Source organism: Cupriavidus sp. GW822-FHT03E04 (assembly GCF_058801495.1).
Genome location: NZ_JBXANI010000048.1, coordinates 26,243 through 42,009 on the forward strand (window position 1 = coordinate 26,243; position 15,767 = coordinate 42,009).

The following is a 15,767-nucleotide window of genomic DNA, read 5'->3' on the forward strand; positions in this document are numbered from 1 at the left end:
TGCGCCAGCGCCGTCTGCAATGACGACGGCCGTTACTCCCTCTCCCCTCATGGGGAGAGGGCTGGGGAGAGGGGCGGTTTGGCTAGGAGCCACTCGAAGCGAAGCCAATGGTTTCTTCCGCGTACAGAAATCCCTCCCGCAAGCGCAGAGCGAAGCAAACCGCAGGCAAGCAAAACAAAGGAGACAAGAATGCAGAAGATTTCGTTGCTGATCGACGGCCAACAACGCCAGGCAGGCAACGGCGCCACCTTCGCGCGCCGCAATCCCCTGGACGGCGAGGTAGCCACGATTGCCCCGGCCGCGACGCTCGCCGATGCGCTGTCGGCGGTGGACGCCGCCGCGGCGGCCTTCGACGCCTGGGCCGCCATCGGCCCGAGCGAGCGCCGCGCGCTGCTGACCAAGGCTGCGCATGCGCTGGAAGCCCGCAGCGACGCCTTTGCTGCCGCGATGGCCGCCGAGACCGGCGCCTCCGCCATGTGGGCCGGCTTCAACGTGCACCTGGCCGCGGCCGGCCTGCTTGAAGCGGCCAGCCTGACCACGCAGATCCATGGCGAGGTCATTCCGTCGGACGTGCCGGGCAGCCTGGCCATGGGCGTGCGCCAGCCGGCCGGTGTGGTCCTCGGCATGGCGCCCTGGAACGCCCCGGTCATCCTGGCCGTGCGCGCCATCGCCTTGCCGCTGGCCTGCGGCAATACCGTCGTGCTGAAGGGGTCGGAGATCTGCCCGGCCACGCACGGGTTGATCATCGAAGCCATGCAGGAGGCCGGCCTGCCCAGGGGCGTGGTGAACTTCGTCACCAATGCGCCGGCCGATGCGGGCGAACTGGTGGAAGCCATGATCGCCCATCCGGCGGTACGGCGCGTGAACTTCACCGGCTCCACGCGCGTGGGCAAGGTCATCGCCGCTAGCTGTGCCAGGCACTTGAAGCCGGTGGTGCTCGAGCTCGGCGGCAAGGCCCCGTTGCTGGTGCTGGACGATGCCGATATCGATGCCGCCGTCGCCGGCGCCGCGTTTGGCGCGTTTGCCAATTCCGGCCAGATCTGCATGTCGACCGAGCGCATCATCGTGGACAACAAGATCGCCGACGCCTTTGTCGCGCAACTGGCGGCCAAGGCCAGCGCGCTGCCGCTGGGCGATCCGCGCAAGGGGCCGGTGGTGCTGGGCTCCGTGGTCGACATGAGCACCGTTGCGCGCTGCAACTCGTTGATCGACGATGCCTTGGCCAAGGGCGCGAAGCTGTTGTGCGGCGGCAAGGCGGACAGCACCCTGATGCCGGCCACGCTGCTCGATCACGTCACGCCGCGGATGCGGATCTATGCGGAAGAGTCGTTCGGCCCGGTCAAGCCCATCGTGCGCGTTAGCGGCGAAGCCGAGGCCATCGCCTGCGCCAACGACAACGAGTACGGGCTGTCGTCGGCAGTGTTCAGCCGCGATGTGGCGCGGGCCATGAACGTGGCCAGGCGCATTCAATCCGGCATCTGCCATATCAATGGCCCGACGGTGCACGACGAGGCGCAGATGCCGTTCGGTGGCGTGAAGAGCAGCGGCTTTGGCCACTTTGGCGGGCAGGCCGGCATTGCCGAGTTCACGGACCTGCGCTGGGTCACCGTGCAGACGACGCCGCGCCACTACCCGTTCTAGGCCGCAGGCGGCCGGGTTGCCGCCACGCCCAGACAACGCCATCCAACCTGCGCCGGACCGCGGCGACGCCTATGATCAGAATCGCAATTCTCGGGGCCGGGGCCATGGGCTCGCTGTTTGGCGCACGCCTTGCCCAAGCAGGCCATATCGTCACCTTGATCGATATCAACGACGCGCATCTCGATGCGATCCGCCGCTTCGGCCTGCGCCTGCAGACCGATGAGGCGGACCGGCGGGTCCACGGCATGCGGGCGGTGCGCCCGGAACAGGCGGATGCCATCCCCGATCTGCTGATCGTCTTCACCAAATCCATGCACACGCGCGCCGCGATGACGGGCGTGCGCCACCTGCTGGGGCCGGATACGATTGTGCTGACGTTGCAGAACGGCCTGGGCAGCGTCGATGCGATTTCCGAATTCGTGCCGGCGCAGCGGCTCCTGATTGGCGTCACCACATGGCCGGCCGACCTGGCTGGCCCCGGGCACGTGCATTCGCACGGCGAGGGGGGGATCCGGATGATGAGCGCCGATGGCGTGGACCGGCCCGCCGTGGCGGTGACGGCGGCGGCGCTGGAGCGCGCCGGGCTGCACTGCCACGCCGATGCGGATGTGTGGGCCGCGATCTGGGAGAAGGTGGCATTCAACGCCGCGCTGAACCCGCTGTGCGCGGTCACTGGCAGCACCGTGGACCAGTTGGGCAACATCCCGGATGGCACGGCGCTCGCCTTGTCCGTGGTGGCCGAGGTGCTGGCCGTGGCCAGGAGTCATGGCGTGGCTGTCGATGCGGACAAGGTCGGCGCCAACGTGTTGCACGCCATCGGCCACCACATCGGCCACAAGCCTTCCATGCTGCAGGACATCCTTGCCGCCCGGCGCACCGAGATCGATGCGATCAACGGCGCCGTGGTGGCCGCGGCGCGGCGCCACGGGGTGCCGGTGCCGTGCACCGAGAGCCTGCTGCAACTCGTCCGGCTGATCGAAGCCCGGGCGGCAGACGGCGGGCAGGGCGCCAGCCCGCTCCGGCAGCACTGAGCCACGGCACGCCGTGGCCTCAAGACGCAAGACGCAAGACGCAAGACGCAAGACGCAAGACGCAAGACGCAAGACGCAATACGCAATACGCAATACGCAATACGCAATACATAAAAGCGCTGGCCCCGGCCAAAGCGCCCATCGACAGGAGACACGCATGAATACGTATCTGTTCCGCGCCATTACCGCGCGCCGCATTTCCATCGCTCGGCGCAAGCGCCGTCTTGCCACGATCCCGGCCGGCGCGCATCGTCACGGAGCACCAGCATGAGCGCGAACCTGCAGCAAGCCGGCACGCCCGTCGACGTGGGCAGCGTGCTCGATGATGGCCCTTACACGACCATGCAGAAGATCGTCGTGATGCTGGCGGCGCTGTCCATCGTGATGGACGGCTTCGATGGCCAGTTGATCGGCTTCGCGATTCCCGTGCTGATCAAGGAGTGGGGCATCACCCGCAGCGCCTTCGCGCCCGCGGTGGCGGCCGGGCTGGTGGGCATGGGCATCGGCAGCGCGTGCGCGGGCCTGTTGGCGGACCGCTTCGGGCGCAGGTGGGCCGTGATCGGCAGCGTCTTCCTGTTCGGCGCGGCCACCTGCGCCATCGGCTTCGCCCCGGACACGACGACGATCGCCATGCTGCGCCTGATCGCCGGGCTTGGCATCGGCGGCGCTTTGCCAAGCTCCACCACCATGACGGCCGAGTTCACCCCGGCACGCTGCCGCACGCTGGCGGTGACGGCCACCATCGTCTGCGTGCCGCTGGGCGGCATGCTGGCCGGCCTGTTCGCCAGCGTGGTCCTGCCGGCCTATGGCTGGCGCGGCTTGTTCTTTATCGGCGGCGCGCTGCCGCTGGGCCTGGGCGTGCTGCTGATGCTGGTTCTGCCCGAGTCGCCGCGCTTCCTGGTGCGCCGAGCGCACCGGTGGGACGAACTGCGCCGGCTGCTCGGCCGCATGTCCAGGCCGCTGCCGGCGGATGCGGTCTTCACCGACCTGGCCGAGCGCGGCGCGGAGAGCCGCAAGGGCTTCGGCGCGCTGTTCGCGCCCGGGCAGGCGCGCGACACGCTGGCGATCTGGTGCGCCTTCTTCATGTGCCTGCTGGCCGTCTACAGCGCCTTTAGCTGGCTGCCGACCATGCTGGCGTCGGAGGGGTTGAACGTGGCGGTCGCGGGTTCCGGCCTGACCGCCTACAACCTCGGCGGCGTCATCGGCGCGCTGTGCTGCGCGGTTGCCATCGCGCGCTTCGGCTCGCGCTGGCCGCTGGCGATCTGTTGCGCCGGCGGGGCGGCCAGCGCGCTGTTGCTGCAAGGCGTGGATGTTCGCCACAGTACGGGGTTGCTGATCGTTGGCCTGGGCGTGCACGGCATGTTCGTCAATGCGGTCCAGTCGACCATGTACGCGCTGTGTGCCTTCGTGTACCCCACGGCAGTGCGGGCCACCGGCACGGCCTCGGCGCTGGCCTTTGGCCGCCTCGGGGCCATCCTCAGCGCCTTCGCGGGCGCGGCGGTGATCACCGCGGGCGGCGCATCGTCCTACCTCGGCATGCTCGGCGCGGCGATGGCCGCCGTGCTGGTGGCGCTGCTTGCGGTCAAGGGCCATATCCCGAAGCTGGCGCGTGCGCCGGCCAGCGGTGACGCGGTCCTCGCACGTTCCTGAGGCCCGGGCTCCATGCAAGCTCCCCGGCATACGGCATGACGGCGCTCCTCAATCTCGACGCGTACCGGCGCCTGGCGCAACGCCGGCTGCCCCGCATCGTGTTCGACTACATCGAAGGCGGCGCGGATGACGAATCCGGGATCCGGCGTAATCGCGATGCGCTCGATGCCCTGTTGCTGGATCCGGCGCGCCTGACCGATGTGAGCGCGCGGGACCTGTCGGTCACCCTGGCAGGCGCGCGCAGCGAGGCGCCGCTGGTCGTCGCGCCCATGGGACTGAACGGCGCCTGCCGGCCCGATGGTGACGTGATGCTCGCGCGCGCCGCCGCGCGCGCCGGCATTCCGTTCACGCTGTCCACCGCGTCCAACGTGGCGCTGGCGGAGGTGGCGCGGCGTGCCGGCGGCAGGCTGTGGTTCCAGCTTTATGTGGTGCAGCGCGAGCACGCCCGCGCGCTGGTCAAGGGCGCGTTGTCCGCCGGCTATGAGGCCCTGGTGCTGACCACGGACGTGACCGTGAACGGGCGGCGCGAGCGCGACCTGCGCAACGGCTTCGCGGTGCCGTACCGGCTGACGCCGCGCATCGTGGCGGATGCGGCGCTGCACCCCGCGTGGACGATCCGGCAATGCCGCCATGGCTTGCCGACGCTGCCTAACGTGGATGGCGGCGCCGGTGCCGGCGCCCAGGCTGCCTTGCTCCAGCGCCGCATGGATGCCAGCTTCTCCTGGGACGACCTCGCCGCGCTGCGCGACATGTGGCCGCGCAAGCTATACGTCAAGGGCATCCTGAATGCCCGCGACGCCGCGCGCTGCGTGGCGCTCGGCGTGGACGGCGTCATCGTGTCGAATCATGGCGGCCGGCAACTCGCGGATCTTGCGGCGCCGGTGTCCGTCTTGCCCGAGGTGGTGGCGGCCGTCGGCGGCGGCGAGACGCTGGTGGACAGCGGCTTTCGCAACGGCCGGGATGTCGTCAAGGCGCTGGCGCTAGGGGCACGCGCCGTCATGCTCGGCAGGCCCTTGCTCTACGGCCTTGCCGCGCGTGGCGAGGCCGGCGTGGACGAGGTGCTGGCCATGTTCGTGGCCGACATCGACCGGACCCTGGCGCTGCTTGGTTGCCCGGACGTCGTCTCGCTTGGCCGGGGCCGGTACATCCGGAATTCGCTATGATCCGGGATCGGAGCCGTCTTTCGCGTGGCCGGCATCCCCAGGTGCGCCGAGGCAGATCGCCGCGCCCGGAGGCCAGACGGCGCGCGCCTATGCCAATGACCTGGATAAACTTCAAAACGCCTGTCGCTTCCGCCCAACCCGAAGCGCAGGCGGCCGCCCTGTCGCAACAATCCGAACGGATCGTCACCGATGCCGATGGCTGCCGCACGGTCTGGCGCCGTTTTGGCGAGGGGCAACCCGTGGTCCTGCTGCATGGCGGGCACGGCAGCTGGCTGCACTGGGTGCGCAATATCGAAGCGCTGGCCGCGTACCGCACGGTGTGGGCACCGGACATGCCGGGGTTTGGCGAGTCGGACGATATCGCCAGCGATCTTTCGGTGATGACCGGCACGCTTGTCAAGGGCATCAGGCAGTTGCCCGGCTGCGACAAGGCGCTCAGCCTGGTCGGCTTCTCCTTCGGCGGGCTGGTGGCCGCCAACGTGGCCGCGTCGCTCGGCACCGTGCGCCGGCTGGCGCTGATGGGCTCAGGCGGCCATGGCGGCATCCGCCGCCAGCAGCGCGCGCTGCTGGACTGGCGCAAGGCCGGGGACGCCGAGGTCCTGGCGCTGTCCATGCGCTACAATCTGGAAGCGTTCATGATGGCCGACCCGGCCAAGATCGATGCCATGGCCATGTACGCGCACACCGAGTCATGCCGCCTCACGCGCTTTCGCAGCAAGACCATCTCCCGCTCCGGCGACCTGCGCGGCGCGCTGGACCGCTTCGGCGGCGAGGTGCTGCTGGCCTGGGGCGAGCACGACGTCACGGCGGATCCTGTCCCGGCCATCGCGGCAATGACCCAGGACAGCCCGCGCCGCGAAGGCCGCGTTATTGCCAACGCGGGCCACTGGGTCCAGTACGAGGCCCACGAGCCAGTCAACGCATTGCTGGACGGCTGGTTGCCGAAATAGCCGGCGCGGCCGCCGCGGGGTACGTTTTCTGGTAGTGCACCGTGAACGTCCCTAGCGCCGCCAGCGCGGCCTGCGGGTCGTGGCTCGGCTTGACGGCGAAGGCATCGAAGCCGCAACGCGCCATGTAGTGCACGGTATCGATCATCACGTCGCCTACCGCGCGCAGCTCGCCGCCCCAGCCATATTGCGTGCGCAGCATCTGCGCCAGCGAATAGCCGCGCCCGTCGGTATAAACCGGGAAGTCGATCGCCAGGTGCGCGATGCCAGTGGGGTCGATGGTGGCGGAGCCCGCCTCAAGCAGGTCTTCAGGGTCCGCATCCGGGCCGAGGTACACGGCCACCGGGTGGCGGCGCAGGCGCAGGGCATCGCGGGCTGCCCGCCATGTGGCAAGGGTGACCAGCCAGCCGTTTTCGTCCGGCGGCAGCGCGTGCGTTGCCGATGCCGATGCCGGCGCGTTCTCGTCCGGCACGAAGGCGCGCCAGATGTCCGCTTCCAGCTGGCCGTTGCGAATCACATTGTTCAGCGGTGGCAATGATTGGAGATCAGGCACGGGCTTGCTCCGCTTGCTGCCGCCGCGCGACGATTCTCGGGTCCTGGTAGACCGCCTGCTTGAAGGGCTCCGGGCCAACCCGCTCCACCACGTCGATAAACCGCTCCGCCTCGCTGTCGCGCAGGGACAGGTAGGTATCGATCAGCAGCGCCACCACATCCGGGATTTCATCGCGCGCGAACGACGGGCCGATGATGCGGCCGATCGCCGCGCCGCCGCCCTTGTGCTGATCCAGCAACGCATGGCCGGCCGCGCCGTTCTGGCGCCCGCCGATGGTTACCTGGTACCACTCCTCGCCAGCCTTGTCCACGCCAAGGATGCCGATGTGGCCCACGTGATGGTGCCCGCAGGAGTTGATGCAGCCGGAGATGTTCAGGTCCAGCTCGCCGATCTCGAACAGATAGTCCAGGTCGTCGAAGCGGCGCTGGATGGCCTCGGCCAGCGGAATCGACACCGCGTTGGCCAGCGAGCAGAAATCCCCGCCCGGGCAGGCAATGATGTTGGTGAGCAGGCCGATGTTGGCGGTGGCCAGGTTCAGCGCGTCCAGCGCCTGCCAGAGCGCAAACAGCGCGCCCCGGCGCACGTCGGCCAGGATCAGGTTCTGCTCGTGCGAGACCCGCAGCTCGCCAAAGCCGAAGCGCTCCGCCAGGTCCGCCACCGCATCCATCTGGTCGGCGGTGATGTCGCCGGGCGGCATGCCGGTGGCCTTCAGCGAGACGGTCACGGCGGCGTAGCCGGGCACGCGATGCGCATGCACATTACTGCGCAGCCAGCGGGCAAAGCGCGGATGCGCCGCCGCCAGTTCGGGATCCGGGCCGGCCTCGTGCGCCGCCGCGGGATCATGGTCCGGCATGGTGAAGCGGCCCGCCACGCCGGCCACGAAGTCCGCGCTGACCGTGTCCGGGCCGCCGCGGATCCGCTGCCATTGCTCGTCCACCTGTTGCGCGAACACGCCCGGCGTCAGGTCCTTGACCAGGATCTTGATGCGCGCCTTGTACTTGTTGTCGCGCCGGCCGTGCAGGTTGTAGACGCGCAGCGTGGCCTGCAGGTAGGTGAGCAGGTCGGACCAGTGCACGAAGGCGTTGATCAGCTTGCCGACCATGGGCGTGCGGCCCATGCCGCCGCCCACCCACACGCGGAAGCCAAGCTCGCCATCGCGCTCCACGGCCTGCAGGCCGATATCGTGCACGCCCACCGCAGCGCGGTCCGTGGTGGCGCCGCTCACCGCGATCTTGAACTTGCGCGGCAGGAAGGCAAACTCGGGATGCAGCATCGACCACTGGCGGATGATCTCGCACCACACCAGGGGGTTCACGATCTCATCCGGCGCCAGCCCGGCGAAGTGGTCGGTGGTGGTGTTGCGGATGCAATTGCCGCTGGTCTGGATGGCGTGCATCTGCACGGTCGCCAGCTCCGCCAGGATAGCGGGCGCGTCCTCCAGGCGCGGCCAGTTGAACTGCATGTTCTGCCGCGTGCTGAAGTGCCCGTAGCCGCGGTCAAAGCGGCGCGCTATCTCGGCCAGCTTGCGCAGTTGCCGCGACACCAGCATGCCGTAGGGGATCGCCACGCGCAGCATGGGCGCATGCCGCTGGATGTAGAGGCCGTTCTGCAGCCGCAGCACGCGGAACTCGTCCTCGGTGAGCTGGCCGTTGAGAAACCGTTCGGTCTGGCCGCTGAACTGCGCAACGCGCTGGTCGACCAGTTGCTGGTCGACGGTGTCATACACATACATGAAGCACTTCCAGGTGTGCCGTGCGGGGAGGGGGGAGATCGCCCCGCCGGCGAGGGGCTTGTGGGTAGCCTTGAGGCTAGCGCCCCTTGCGCGCGCCGAACAGGAGCAGACGGGGCCCGTTCGGGCCGGAGCAGATGCCTTGCCGGTCGCGAAGCCCTGCGCGTCACCCGGTTTCCAGCGCCACCGTGTTCCGGTCCGGTTTGCCGTGCTGGTTCCTTGTTGTTTCAAATTGGATGATATACGATGTGTATATCAGATATCGTTATGGGTTCATCATGAGTCGCATCCTGGTCGACCTTGCGGAAGACCAGCTCCAGGAGCTGGCAGCCATTGTCGAGGCAGAAAAGCGCCCTCGGGCGGTAGTCATTCGCGAGGCAATTCAAGCGTATATAGCGCAGCGCAAGCCTGGGCTGGCCTCTGACACCTTCGGGCTTTGGAAGCACCGCGAGGTGGATGGCCTTGCGTATCAGGAAAAGCTGCGGGAGGAGTGGTGAACGCGCTCTTTGACACCAACATCCTGATCGACCACTTGAATGGAATCGAAGAGGCCATGATCGAGATGCGCCGCTACGCGTCAAGGGCGATCAGTGTCATCACCTGGATGGAGGTGATGGCCGGCGCAACAGCTGAAGAAGAGCAGACATTGCGCGCGTGGCTCAATGGGTTCCGGCTGATTGCAGTCGATGATGCGGTTTCCTCTCGCGCGGTCCAGATTCGAAACACCGCTCGAATCAAGCTGCCTGACGCGATTATCTGGGCGTCCGCGCAAGCGCATTCCATGTTGCTGGTCACGCGCAATACCAAAGTCTTCTCAGCCAGCGAGCCTGGTGTGCGGATTCCCTATCAACTCAAATGAGCGAGAGCGCTAGAGCGAGAGCACTACCGTCGCCGCCAGCCGTTTTTTTCTCCTCGCGGCCCGGCGCTGCCGTGCCAGTCATCTCCCGGCCAAGCCATCCAGCCGCTCCACGGCCTGCACCGTTGCCGCGCGGGCAGCCGGTGACACCGTGAGCATGATATGGCCGGTGCCGGGCACCAGCGTGACCGGAATATCCGGGCGGCCCGCATCGGTGAACACCTGTGCAAACCTGGCGGCGACAAACACTTCATCGTCCTGCCCGGCCAATACCGCCGCCGGCTTGTGGATCTCGCGAATGTCGCGCTGGTAGTCCTCATCGGGCTGGAAATTCGTCGCCAGCGCATAGGAATAGGACGGCGTCAGTTCGGCGCGCGGTGCGTCGTTGATGGCAAAGGCCAGTACCGGCAAGTGGTTGAAGGCGGTGATGCCGATCCGGTTCAGCAGCGTGAGCGCGATCACGCGCGGCACGCCGACCGAGACCCAGCCGCCGGCATCGGGGCGGAACGTGGGCGCGCGGCGGTTCGTATAGGGCGCCATGAACAGGTAGTTGTCGAACAGGGCCTGGCGCGCGCCACCGGCCACGCGCAGCGCAAAGCCGCCGCCCGATGAAAATCCCACCAGCGTCTTCGGGCCGGCGGGCTGAACGGCGCTCACAAAGTCTTCCAGGTCGTCATCGAGCTGCCCGATGTAGGCAATGTCGCCACGCGGGCCGGAGGCCCCGTGGCCGCGCATATCCAGGGCGTAGGCCGTGAAGCCGGCCTGCGCGAAGCTTTGTGCAAGCGGATGCATGCTCTGGCTGTTGGCCGAGGAGCCATGCACCAATACCACGCTGCCCCGGCTGGGCAGGCCGCCGGCGGGGGGATAGCGGCGGTAGGTAAGCTGCGCGCCATCGCGTGCCGCGTAATGGGCGGGGGCCGCCAGCGCAGAGAAATCCACGTCCTTGAACGGATCGCTGATGCTCAGCATCGGCTTTGGCCGGGTCGGGCCACCTGCGGCCAGTGCCGCGGCAAGGGCCACGAGCACCACGGAGAGAATGGCGGAGACGGCGAGCGTGGCGGTTCGGAGTTTCACGGTATTCGCTTTGCGCAAGGGGTGGAATGGTGGAATAGCGGAAGGGACCGCGCTGGCAGGACAGAATCGAAAAGTGCGCTAGTCCAGCCCGGAAGCTAGCACTGAATCCGGCACCGAGCGACATCCGTTCGTGCAAGGCGTGGATTCTTCCGCATGCGTCAAGAGTGTTTTCCCATCGCGGCATTTCTTTCCGCCCGGCGGAAGGCTAACGTGCATTGGCGCGTCCGCTGGCGGTGGTTTCTGGCTGCGCAAGGCCACTAGCGCCGGACAAGACACACGACAAGCGGGTAAAGATCCCGATCCTTGCGGAGGAAGACAAAGCCATGCCAACGTCATTTTTATACGTGGCCCAGCCCACGCGCGTGCTGTTTGGCGCGGGTACCCTGAGCCAGGTGGGGCAGGAACTGGAGCGGCTGGGCGCCAGGCGGGCGCTGGTGCTGTGCACGCCCAACCAGGCCGAAGACGCAACGCGGCTGTCCGACGCGCTCGGGCCGTTGTCCGCCGGCATCTATCCTGGCGCGGTGATGCACGTGCCGGTGGAATCCGCCCGCGCGGCGATTGCGCACGCGCAGGAAGTGGGCGCGGATTGCATGATCGCCCTTGGCGGCGGGTCGACCACCGGGCTGGGCAAAGCCATCGCGCTGACCTCCGGCCTGCCGATCCTGGCGATTCCCACCACCTACGCCGGGTCCGAGATGACGCCGATCTACGGCCTCACCGACGCCGGCCTGAAGAAAACCGGGCGCGACCCGCGCGTGCTGCCGCGCACCGTGATCTACGATCCCGCGCTGACCGTGGGCCTGCCGGTGGCATTGAGCGTGACCAGCGGCCTGAACGCCATCGCCCACGCCGCCGAGGGGCTGTACGCCGAGGATGCCAACCCGGTGACGTCGCTGATGGCGCAGGAGGGCATCCGGGCGCTGGCCAGCGGCATTCCCCGCGTGTTCGCCGCGCCCACCGACCTGGATGCCCGCGCCGATTGCCTCTACGGCGCATGGCTGTGCGGCACGGTGCTGGGCAGCGTCGGCATGGCGCTGCACCACAAGCTGTGCCATACGCTGGGCGGCAGTTTCAACCTGCCCCATGCCGAGACGCACACGGCGGTGCTGCCGCACGCCATGGCCTACAACGCCTTGGCCGCGCCGGATGCCATGGCGCGGATCCGCCGGGCCATGGGCGGCGAAGGCATCTCCGCCGCCGCGGCGCTTTACGACCTGGCCGCCCGCCACGGCGCGGCCACAGCGCTGCGCGATATCGGCATGAAGGCCGAGGACCTGGACCGCGCCGCGGATATCGCCTTGGCCAACCCGTACTGGAATCCGCGCCCGATCGAGCGCGCGCCGATTCGCGAATTGCTGCAGGCCGCCTTTGAAGGCGTGCGCCCCGACTGAGCGGGCCCGCAAACACAAAACACACAACACACAACACACACCGCACCGGAGACAAACAATGCAAATCGGCTTTATCGGAATCGGCAAGATGGGCTTGCCCATGGGGCGTCACCTGGCCGCCGCCGGGCACGCTGTCGAAGGCTTCGACCTGTCGCCCGCTGTGCTGGAAGCCGCGCGCCAGGCCGGGCTGAAGACGACCGGCTCGCTCGCGCAGGCAACCGCCGGCAAGGACGTTGTGTTCAGCTCGCTGCCGCACGATGCGGCCTTCGAGGCCGTGGGCGCGCAAGTGGCGGAGCTGGCCGCGCCCGGCACGCTGTATATCGATACCAGCACGGTGTCGCCGCAAGCATCCGCCCGCGTGGCCGCCTTGCTGGCGCAGCGCAACATCCCGTACCTGCGCGTGACGGTATCCGGCAACAACAAGATGGCCGAGGCGGCGCAGCTGACCGCGCTGGTATCCGGCCCGGCGGCCGCCTATGCAGTGGCCAAGCCGCTGCTGGCCGCGCTCGGGCCGGCCCAGTTCTACCTGGGCGAAGCCGAGCAAGCGCGCCTGATGAAGCTGGTGGTGAACCTGATGATCGGCCTGACCTCCGGCATGCTGGCCGAAGCGCTGGCACTTGGCGCCAAGGGTGGCCTCAAATGGCAGGACATGTGGTCCGTGATCACCGCCAGCGCAGTGGCCGCGCCCATCGTCAAGGCCAAGTCCGCGCAACTGGTGGAGAACGACTACACGCCCACCTTCACCGTGGACCAGATGCTCAAGGACGTGGGTTTGATCCTGGATGCGGGCGCCGACCTGCGCGTGCCGCTGTCGCTTACCGCGCTGCTGGGCCAGATGCTGCAGGGCGCCGCCGCGCAAGGCATGGCCGGCGACGACTACGCCGCGGTGATCAAGTCCGCGCGGCTCGCCGCCGGGCTGCCCAGCGTCAACGGCTAGGCAGGGCGCTTAAGCGCACCGTCACGACGTCCACTTGCGCTCGTAGTCCATGCGCTCGAAGTGCGCCACCAGGTAGTCGATGAACAGGCGCACCTTGGCGGCCAGGTAGCGCCGGCTCTGGAAGGCGATGTTGATGGTGAGCCGGGGCAGGTCCCAGTCGTCCAGCACCGGGATCAGCCGGCCCGCCACGATATCGTCGTAGACGATGTACTTGGGCTGCACCAGGATGCCCAGGCCTTCCAGCGCGGCCGCGCGGATCACCTGTCCGTCGTTGGACTCCAGCTTGCTGCGCACCGTGACCGTCTTCTCCTCTGCATTGCGGGTGAAGGCCAGCTCGTGCGGCCGGTTGGCGTACGAGTAGATCAGCATGTGGTGGCGCAGCAGGTCGTCGACTTCGCGCGGCGTGCCCATGCGGTCCAGGTAGCGCGGCGAGGCGGCCAGGACGCGGCGCGTCTCGGCCAGCCGGCGCACGGTCAGGCCGGAATCCGGCTCGAACTCCCGCGTGCGGATGGCCAGGTCGATGCCACTGTCCATGATGTCGTAGTAGCGGTTGGCCGCAAGGATGTTCACGTCCACCTTGGGATAGAGGCTGGTGAAATCCGGCAGCAGCGGCGCGAGGTGCTTCATGGAAAACGACAGCGATGCGGTGACCGTCAGCGTGCCGCCCGGCTCCAGCACATTGGCGTTGACCGCGGCTTCCGCCTCCTTCATTTCCGTCAGCACGCCCTTGCAGCGCCGGAAAAACTCGTGTCCCACATCGGTCAGGTAAAGACGGCGCGTATTGCGCTCGATCAGCCGCGCCGATAGCCGCTGCTCCAGCGAGGTGAGGTAGCGACTTGCCGCCGCGTTGGAAATGTCCAGGCTCTCGGCGGCCTTGCTGATGCTGCCCAGCTCCGCGATCTGGACGAAGAGTTCGAATTCGGTCCAACGGTCCATGCCTTGTCTCCCCGTGTGTGCCTTGGTCCGCCGCACGAGCTGTTTTGATTCTCTCGCCTGGCGGAAAGAAGATTTCCTTATCCGTCGTTTTTTTCCATTTGCCGGCAGTATAGAGTTTGTTCCAGCGCCTGTCAGGCATGACAGGATGCCTGCAAAACCCAGAGCGGCGCGCCGGCCACAGGCAGCGCCGCCAGGCAACGGAGACACACCCATGATCCTGGTACGCGGGGCCACTCTGGTCACCATGGAACCCGCCCTCGGCGAGTTCACCGGCGACCTGCTGATCGACGGCGAGCGCATTGCCGCCATCGCACCGCATCTCGAAGCGCACGGCGCCGAGCTGATCGACGCGCGCGGCTTCATCGTCGCCCCAGGCTTTGTCAACGCGCATATGCACACCTGGCAGACCGCGCTGCGCGGCGTTGCCTCGGGCTGGACGCTGACCGAGTATTTCCGGCAGATGCATGCCGGGCTGGCCACGCGCTTCACGCCCGATGACATCGGCATCGCCACGCTCGTCGGCGCCTGGAACCAGCTCGATTGCGGTACCACCACGCTGGTGGACTGGTGCCACAACAACCCCACGCCGGCGCACAGCGACGCCGCGCTGGACGCGCTGGAGCATGCCGGCATCCGCGCCGCGTTCCTGCACGGCTCGCCCAAGCCAGACCCCAAGCCGGGCGCGCTGCCGTTCTGGGAAATGCCGCACCCGCGCAGCGAGGTGGAACGCCTGTCCAGGCGGCTGCAAGGCTCGTCCTTGCTAAGCCTCGGCCTGGCCATCCTCGGCCCGCATTACTCGACGCTGGAAGTCGCGCTGCACGATTTTGCGCTGGCGCGGGAATTTGGCCTGCTGGCCAGCATGCACCAGGGTGGCGGCAGCGCCCGCACGCCGCAGGGGTGGGAGCGGCTGGAGCAGGCCGGGCTGCTTGGCCCCCATATCAACATCGTGCACGGCAACAACCTCACGGATGCGCAGCTGGCGCGCTTCGTCGGGCTGGGCATGAGCTTCTCCGTCACGCCGGAGAACGAACTGACACAGGGCCATGGTTTTCCCATCACCGGCCGGCTGACGCGCCTGGGCGCGGCACCATCGCTCGGCGTGGACCTGGAATCGGGTTTGTCCGGCGAGATGTTCATCGCTGCGCGCATGGCGCTGGGCATCCAGCGCGCGCTGGACCATGCCGAGTACCGCCAGCAGCACGGCGAGATCGCTCCCGCGCACGCGGTGAGCTGCCGCGATGCGCTGGACTGGATCACGCTGGCCGGCGCGCGGATGCTCGGCATGCAAGACCGCATCGGCTCGCTGGCCGTGGGCAAGCAGGCCGACCTGGTGATGATCGACGCCCGCAAGCTCAACATGATGCCGCTGCACGACCCGGTGAGCGCCATCGTGATGCAGGCCAGCCTGGCCAATATCGACAGCGTGTTCGTGGCCGGCAAGGCGCGCAAGCGCCACGGCCGGCTGCTGGTGGACGGGCTGCCGGGCAAGCTTGAAGCGCTGCGCGCGTCGGGCGAACGCCTGGCGGCGGGGCGGTGAGCGCAAGCGATGTCCCGCAGGCAAAAGGAAGGGCGATGGCAGCGGCGAACACGGCCACTTCGAGTGACCGCCCGCCCTCTCCCCCGGCCCCTCTCCCACAAGTGGGAGAGGGGAGCCAACCGATGGCAAGATCAACCAACTGTGGTGGCCGTGTTTCCCGCCCGAAGGGGCGGGAATCACCCAAGCGCGATGCGAAGCGAGCCGTCAAGGTGTGCCAAGGCCGTATGGGGCGCCTCGGGCTTCGACGAAAAGAGCGGAAAAGAGGGACCCATGTCTGAGTATCGCCTTAAGGCGATGCGAGTTTGGGTCCCGGCCGCTCTTT

At 67.9% G+C, this 15,767-nt stretch carries 14 protein-coding genes; 10 read left to right on the plus strand and 4 right to left on the minus strand.

Features of this window, described 5'->3' with window-relative positions; genetic code table 11:
* Positions 1-189: 189 nt before the first annotated feature.
* From AC1RQC_RS39035 to AC1RQC_RS39055, 5 genes are all read left to right on the plus strand, one after another.
* Complete coding sequence (locus AC1RQC_RS39035; RefSeq protein ID WP_492886705.1) at positions 190-1,641, plus strand: aldehyde dehydrogenase; 1,452 nt, start codon at positions 190-192, stop codon at positions 1,639-1,641.
* Between the two features lie 74 nt (positions 1,642-1,715).
* On the plus strand, positions 1,716-2,672 hold the full coding sequence (locus AC1RQC_RS39040; protein WP_492886719.1) for a ketopantoate reductase family protein: 957 nt from the start codon (positions 1,716-1,718) through the stop codon (positions 2,670-2,672).
* 267 nt (positions 2,673-2,939) lie between these two features.
* The gene (locus AC1RQC_RS39045; protein WP_492886707.1) at positions 2,940-4,322 is read left to right on the plus strand and encodes an MFS transporter; all 1,383 of its coding nucleotides are present in this window, start codon (positions 2,940-2,942) and stop codon (positions 4,320-4,322) included.
* A gap of 35 nt (positions 4,323-4,357) precedes the next feature.
* Positions 4,358-5,485, plus strand: coding sequence for an alpha-hydroxy-acid oxidizing protein (locus AC1RQC_RS39050; protein WP_492886709.1), 1,128 nt, complete (start codon positions 4,358-4,360; stop codon positions 5,483-5,485).
* Between the two features lie 95 nt (positions 5,486-5,580).
* Entirely contained in the window at positions 5,581-6,435 is an 855-nt protein-coding gene (locus AC1RQC_RS39055) for an alpha/beta fold hydrolase (RefSeq protein WP_492886711.1), read from the plus strand.
* On the opposite strand, the gene AC1RQC_RS39060 is transcribed toward AC1RQC_RS39055, so the two are convergent.
* Positions 6,401-6,985: a DUF934 domain-containing protein gene (locus AC1RQC_RS39060; RefSeq protein ID WP_492372872.1), complete on the minus strand. Its 585-nt coding sequence runs from the start codon at positions 6,983-6,985 to the stop codon at positions 6,401-6,403. The genes AC1RQC_RS39055 and AC1RQC_RS39060 overlap by 35 nt on opposite strands.
* Positions 6,978-8,717 (minus strand): nitrite/sulfite reductase, encoded by a 1,740-nt coding sequence (locus AC1RQC_RS39065; RefSeq protein WP_492372919.1) that lies wholly within the window; start codon positions 8,715-8,717, stop codon positions 6,978-6,980. Before AC1RQC_RS39065 ends, AC1RQC_RS39060 begins: the two co-directional genes overlap by 8 nt.
* 275 nt (positions 8,718-8,992) lie before the next feature.
* Between AC1RQC_RS39065 and AC1RQC_RS39070 the strand changes: the two genes are divergently transcribed.
* Both AC1RQC_RS39070 and AC1RQC_RS39075 read left to right on the plus strand, forming a co-directional pair.
* The gene (locus AC1RQC_RS39070) at positions 8,993-9,211 is read left to right on the plus strand and encodes a ribbon-helix-helix protein, CopG family (RefSeq protein ID WP_183035296.1); all 219 of its coding nucleotides are present in this window, start codon (positions 8,993-8,995) and stop codon (positions 9,209-9,211) included.
* The gene (locus AC1RQC_RS39075; RefSeq protein WP_492886713.1) at positions 9,205-9,573 is read left to right on the plus strand and encodes a type II toxin-antitoxin system VapC family toxin; all 369 of its coding nucleotides are present in this window, start codon (positions 9,205-9,207) and stop codon (positions 9,571-9,573) included. Before AC1RQC_RS39070 ends, AC1RQC_RS39075 begins: the two co-directional genes overlap by 7 nt.
* A gap of 78 nt (positions 9,574-9,651) precedes the next feature.
* Here AC1RQC_RS39075 and AC1RQC_RS39080 read toward each other — a convergent pair whose 3' ends face one another.
* On the minus strand, positions 9,652-10,644 hold the full coding sequence (locus AC1RQC_RS39080; protein WP_492886715.1) for an alpha/beta hydrolase: 993 nt from the start codon (positions 10,642-10,644) through the stop codon (positions 9,652-9,654).
* Positions 10,645-10,967: 323 nt separating this feature from the next.
* Here AC1RQC_RS39080 and AC1RQC_RS39085 point away from each other — a divergent pair, with 323 nt between their 5' ends.
* Both AC1RQC_RS39085 and AC1RQC_RS39090 read left to right on the plus strand, forming a co-directional pair.
* The gene (locus AC1RQC_RS39085) at positions 10,968-12,035 is read left to right on the plus strand and encodes a maleylacetate reductase (RefSeq protein ID WP_492886717.1); all 1,068 of its coding nucleotides are present in this window, start codon (positions 10,968-10,970) and stop codon (positions 12,033-12,035) included.
* Between the two features lie 58 nt (positions 12,036-12,093).
* Complete coding sequence (locus tag AC1RQC_RS39090; protein ID WP_416050550.1) at positions 12,094-12,972, plus strand: NAD(P)-dependent oxidoreductase; 879 nt, start codon at positions 12,094-12,096, stop codon at positions 12,970-12,972.
* 21 nt (positions 12,973-12,993) lie between these two features.
* On the opposite strand, the gene AC1RQC_RS39095 is transcribed toward AC1RQC_RS39090, so the two are convergent.
* Entirely contained in the window at positions 12,994-13,908 is a 915-nt protein-coding gene (locus AC1RQC_RS39095) for a LysR family transcriptional regulator (RefSeq protein ID WP_492372867.1), read from the minus strand.
* A gap of 211 nt (positions 13,909-14,119) precedes the next feature.
* Here AC1RQC_RS39095 and AC1RQC_RS39100 point away from each other — a divergent pair, with 211 nt between their 5' ends.
* Positions 14,120-15,445: an amidohydrolase family protein gene (locus tag AC1RQC_RS39100; protein WP_492814912.1), complete on the plus strand. Its 1,326-nt coding sequence runs from the start codon at positions 14,120-14,122 to the stop codon at positions 15,443-15,445.
* The last annotated feature ends 322 nt before the right edge of the window (positions 15,446-15,767 follow it).

Bases quoted from the DNA above. Each gene is read 5' to 3' on its own strand.
- AC1RQC_RS39035 (WP_492886705.1), top strand. From the start codon at position 190: ATGCAGAAGATTTCGTTGCTGATCGACGGCCAACAACGCCAGGCAGGC.
- AC1RQC_RS39045 (WP_492886707.1), top strand. From the start codon at position 2,940: ATGAGCGCGAACCTGCAGCAAGCCGGCACGCCCGTCGACGTGGGCAGC.
- AC1RQC_RS39050 (WP_492886709.1), top strand. From the start codon at position 4,358: ATGACGGCGCTCCTCAATCTCGACGCGTACCGGCGCCTGGCGCAACGC.
- AC1RQC_RS39055 (WP_492886711.1), top strand. From the start codon at position 5,581: ATGACCTGGATAAACTTCAAAACGCCTGTCGCTTCCGCCCAACCCGAA.
- AC1RQC_RS39065 (WP_492372919.1), bottom strand. From the start codon at position 8,717: ATGTATGTGTATGACACCGTCGACCAGCAACTGGTCGACCAGCGCGTT.
- AC1RQC_RS39070 (WP_183035296.1), top strand. From the start codon at position 8,993: ATGAGTCGCATCCTGGTCGACCTTGCGGAAGACCAGCTCCAGGAGCTG.
- AC1RQC_RS39085 (WP_492886717.1), top strand. From the start codon at position 10,968: ATGCCAACGTCATTTTTATACGTGGCCCAGCCCACGCGCGTGCTGTTT.
- AC1RQC_RS39090 (WP_416050550.1), top strand. From the start codon at position 12,094: ATGCAAATCGGCTTTATCGGAATCGGCAAGATGGGCTTGCCCATGGGG.
- AC1RQC_RS39095 (WP_492372867.1), bottom strand. From the start codon at position 13,908: ATGGACCGTTGGACCGAATTCGAACTCTTCGTCCAGATCGCGGAGCTG.
- AC1RQC_RS39100 (WP_492814912.1), top strand. From the start codon at position 14,120: ATGATCCTGGTACGCGGGGCCACTCTGGTCACCATGGAACCCGCCCTC.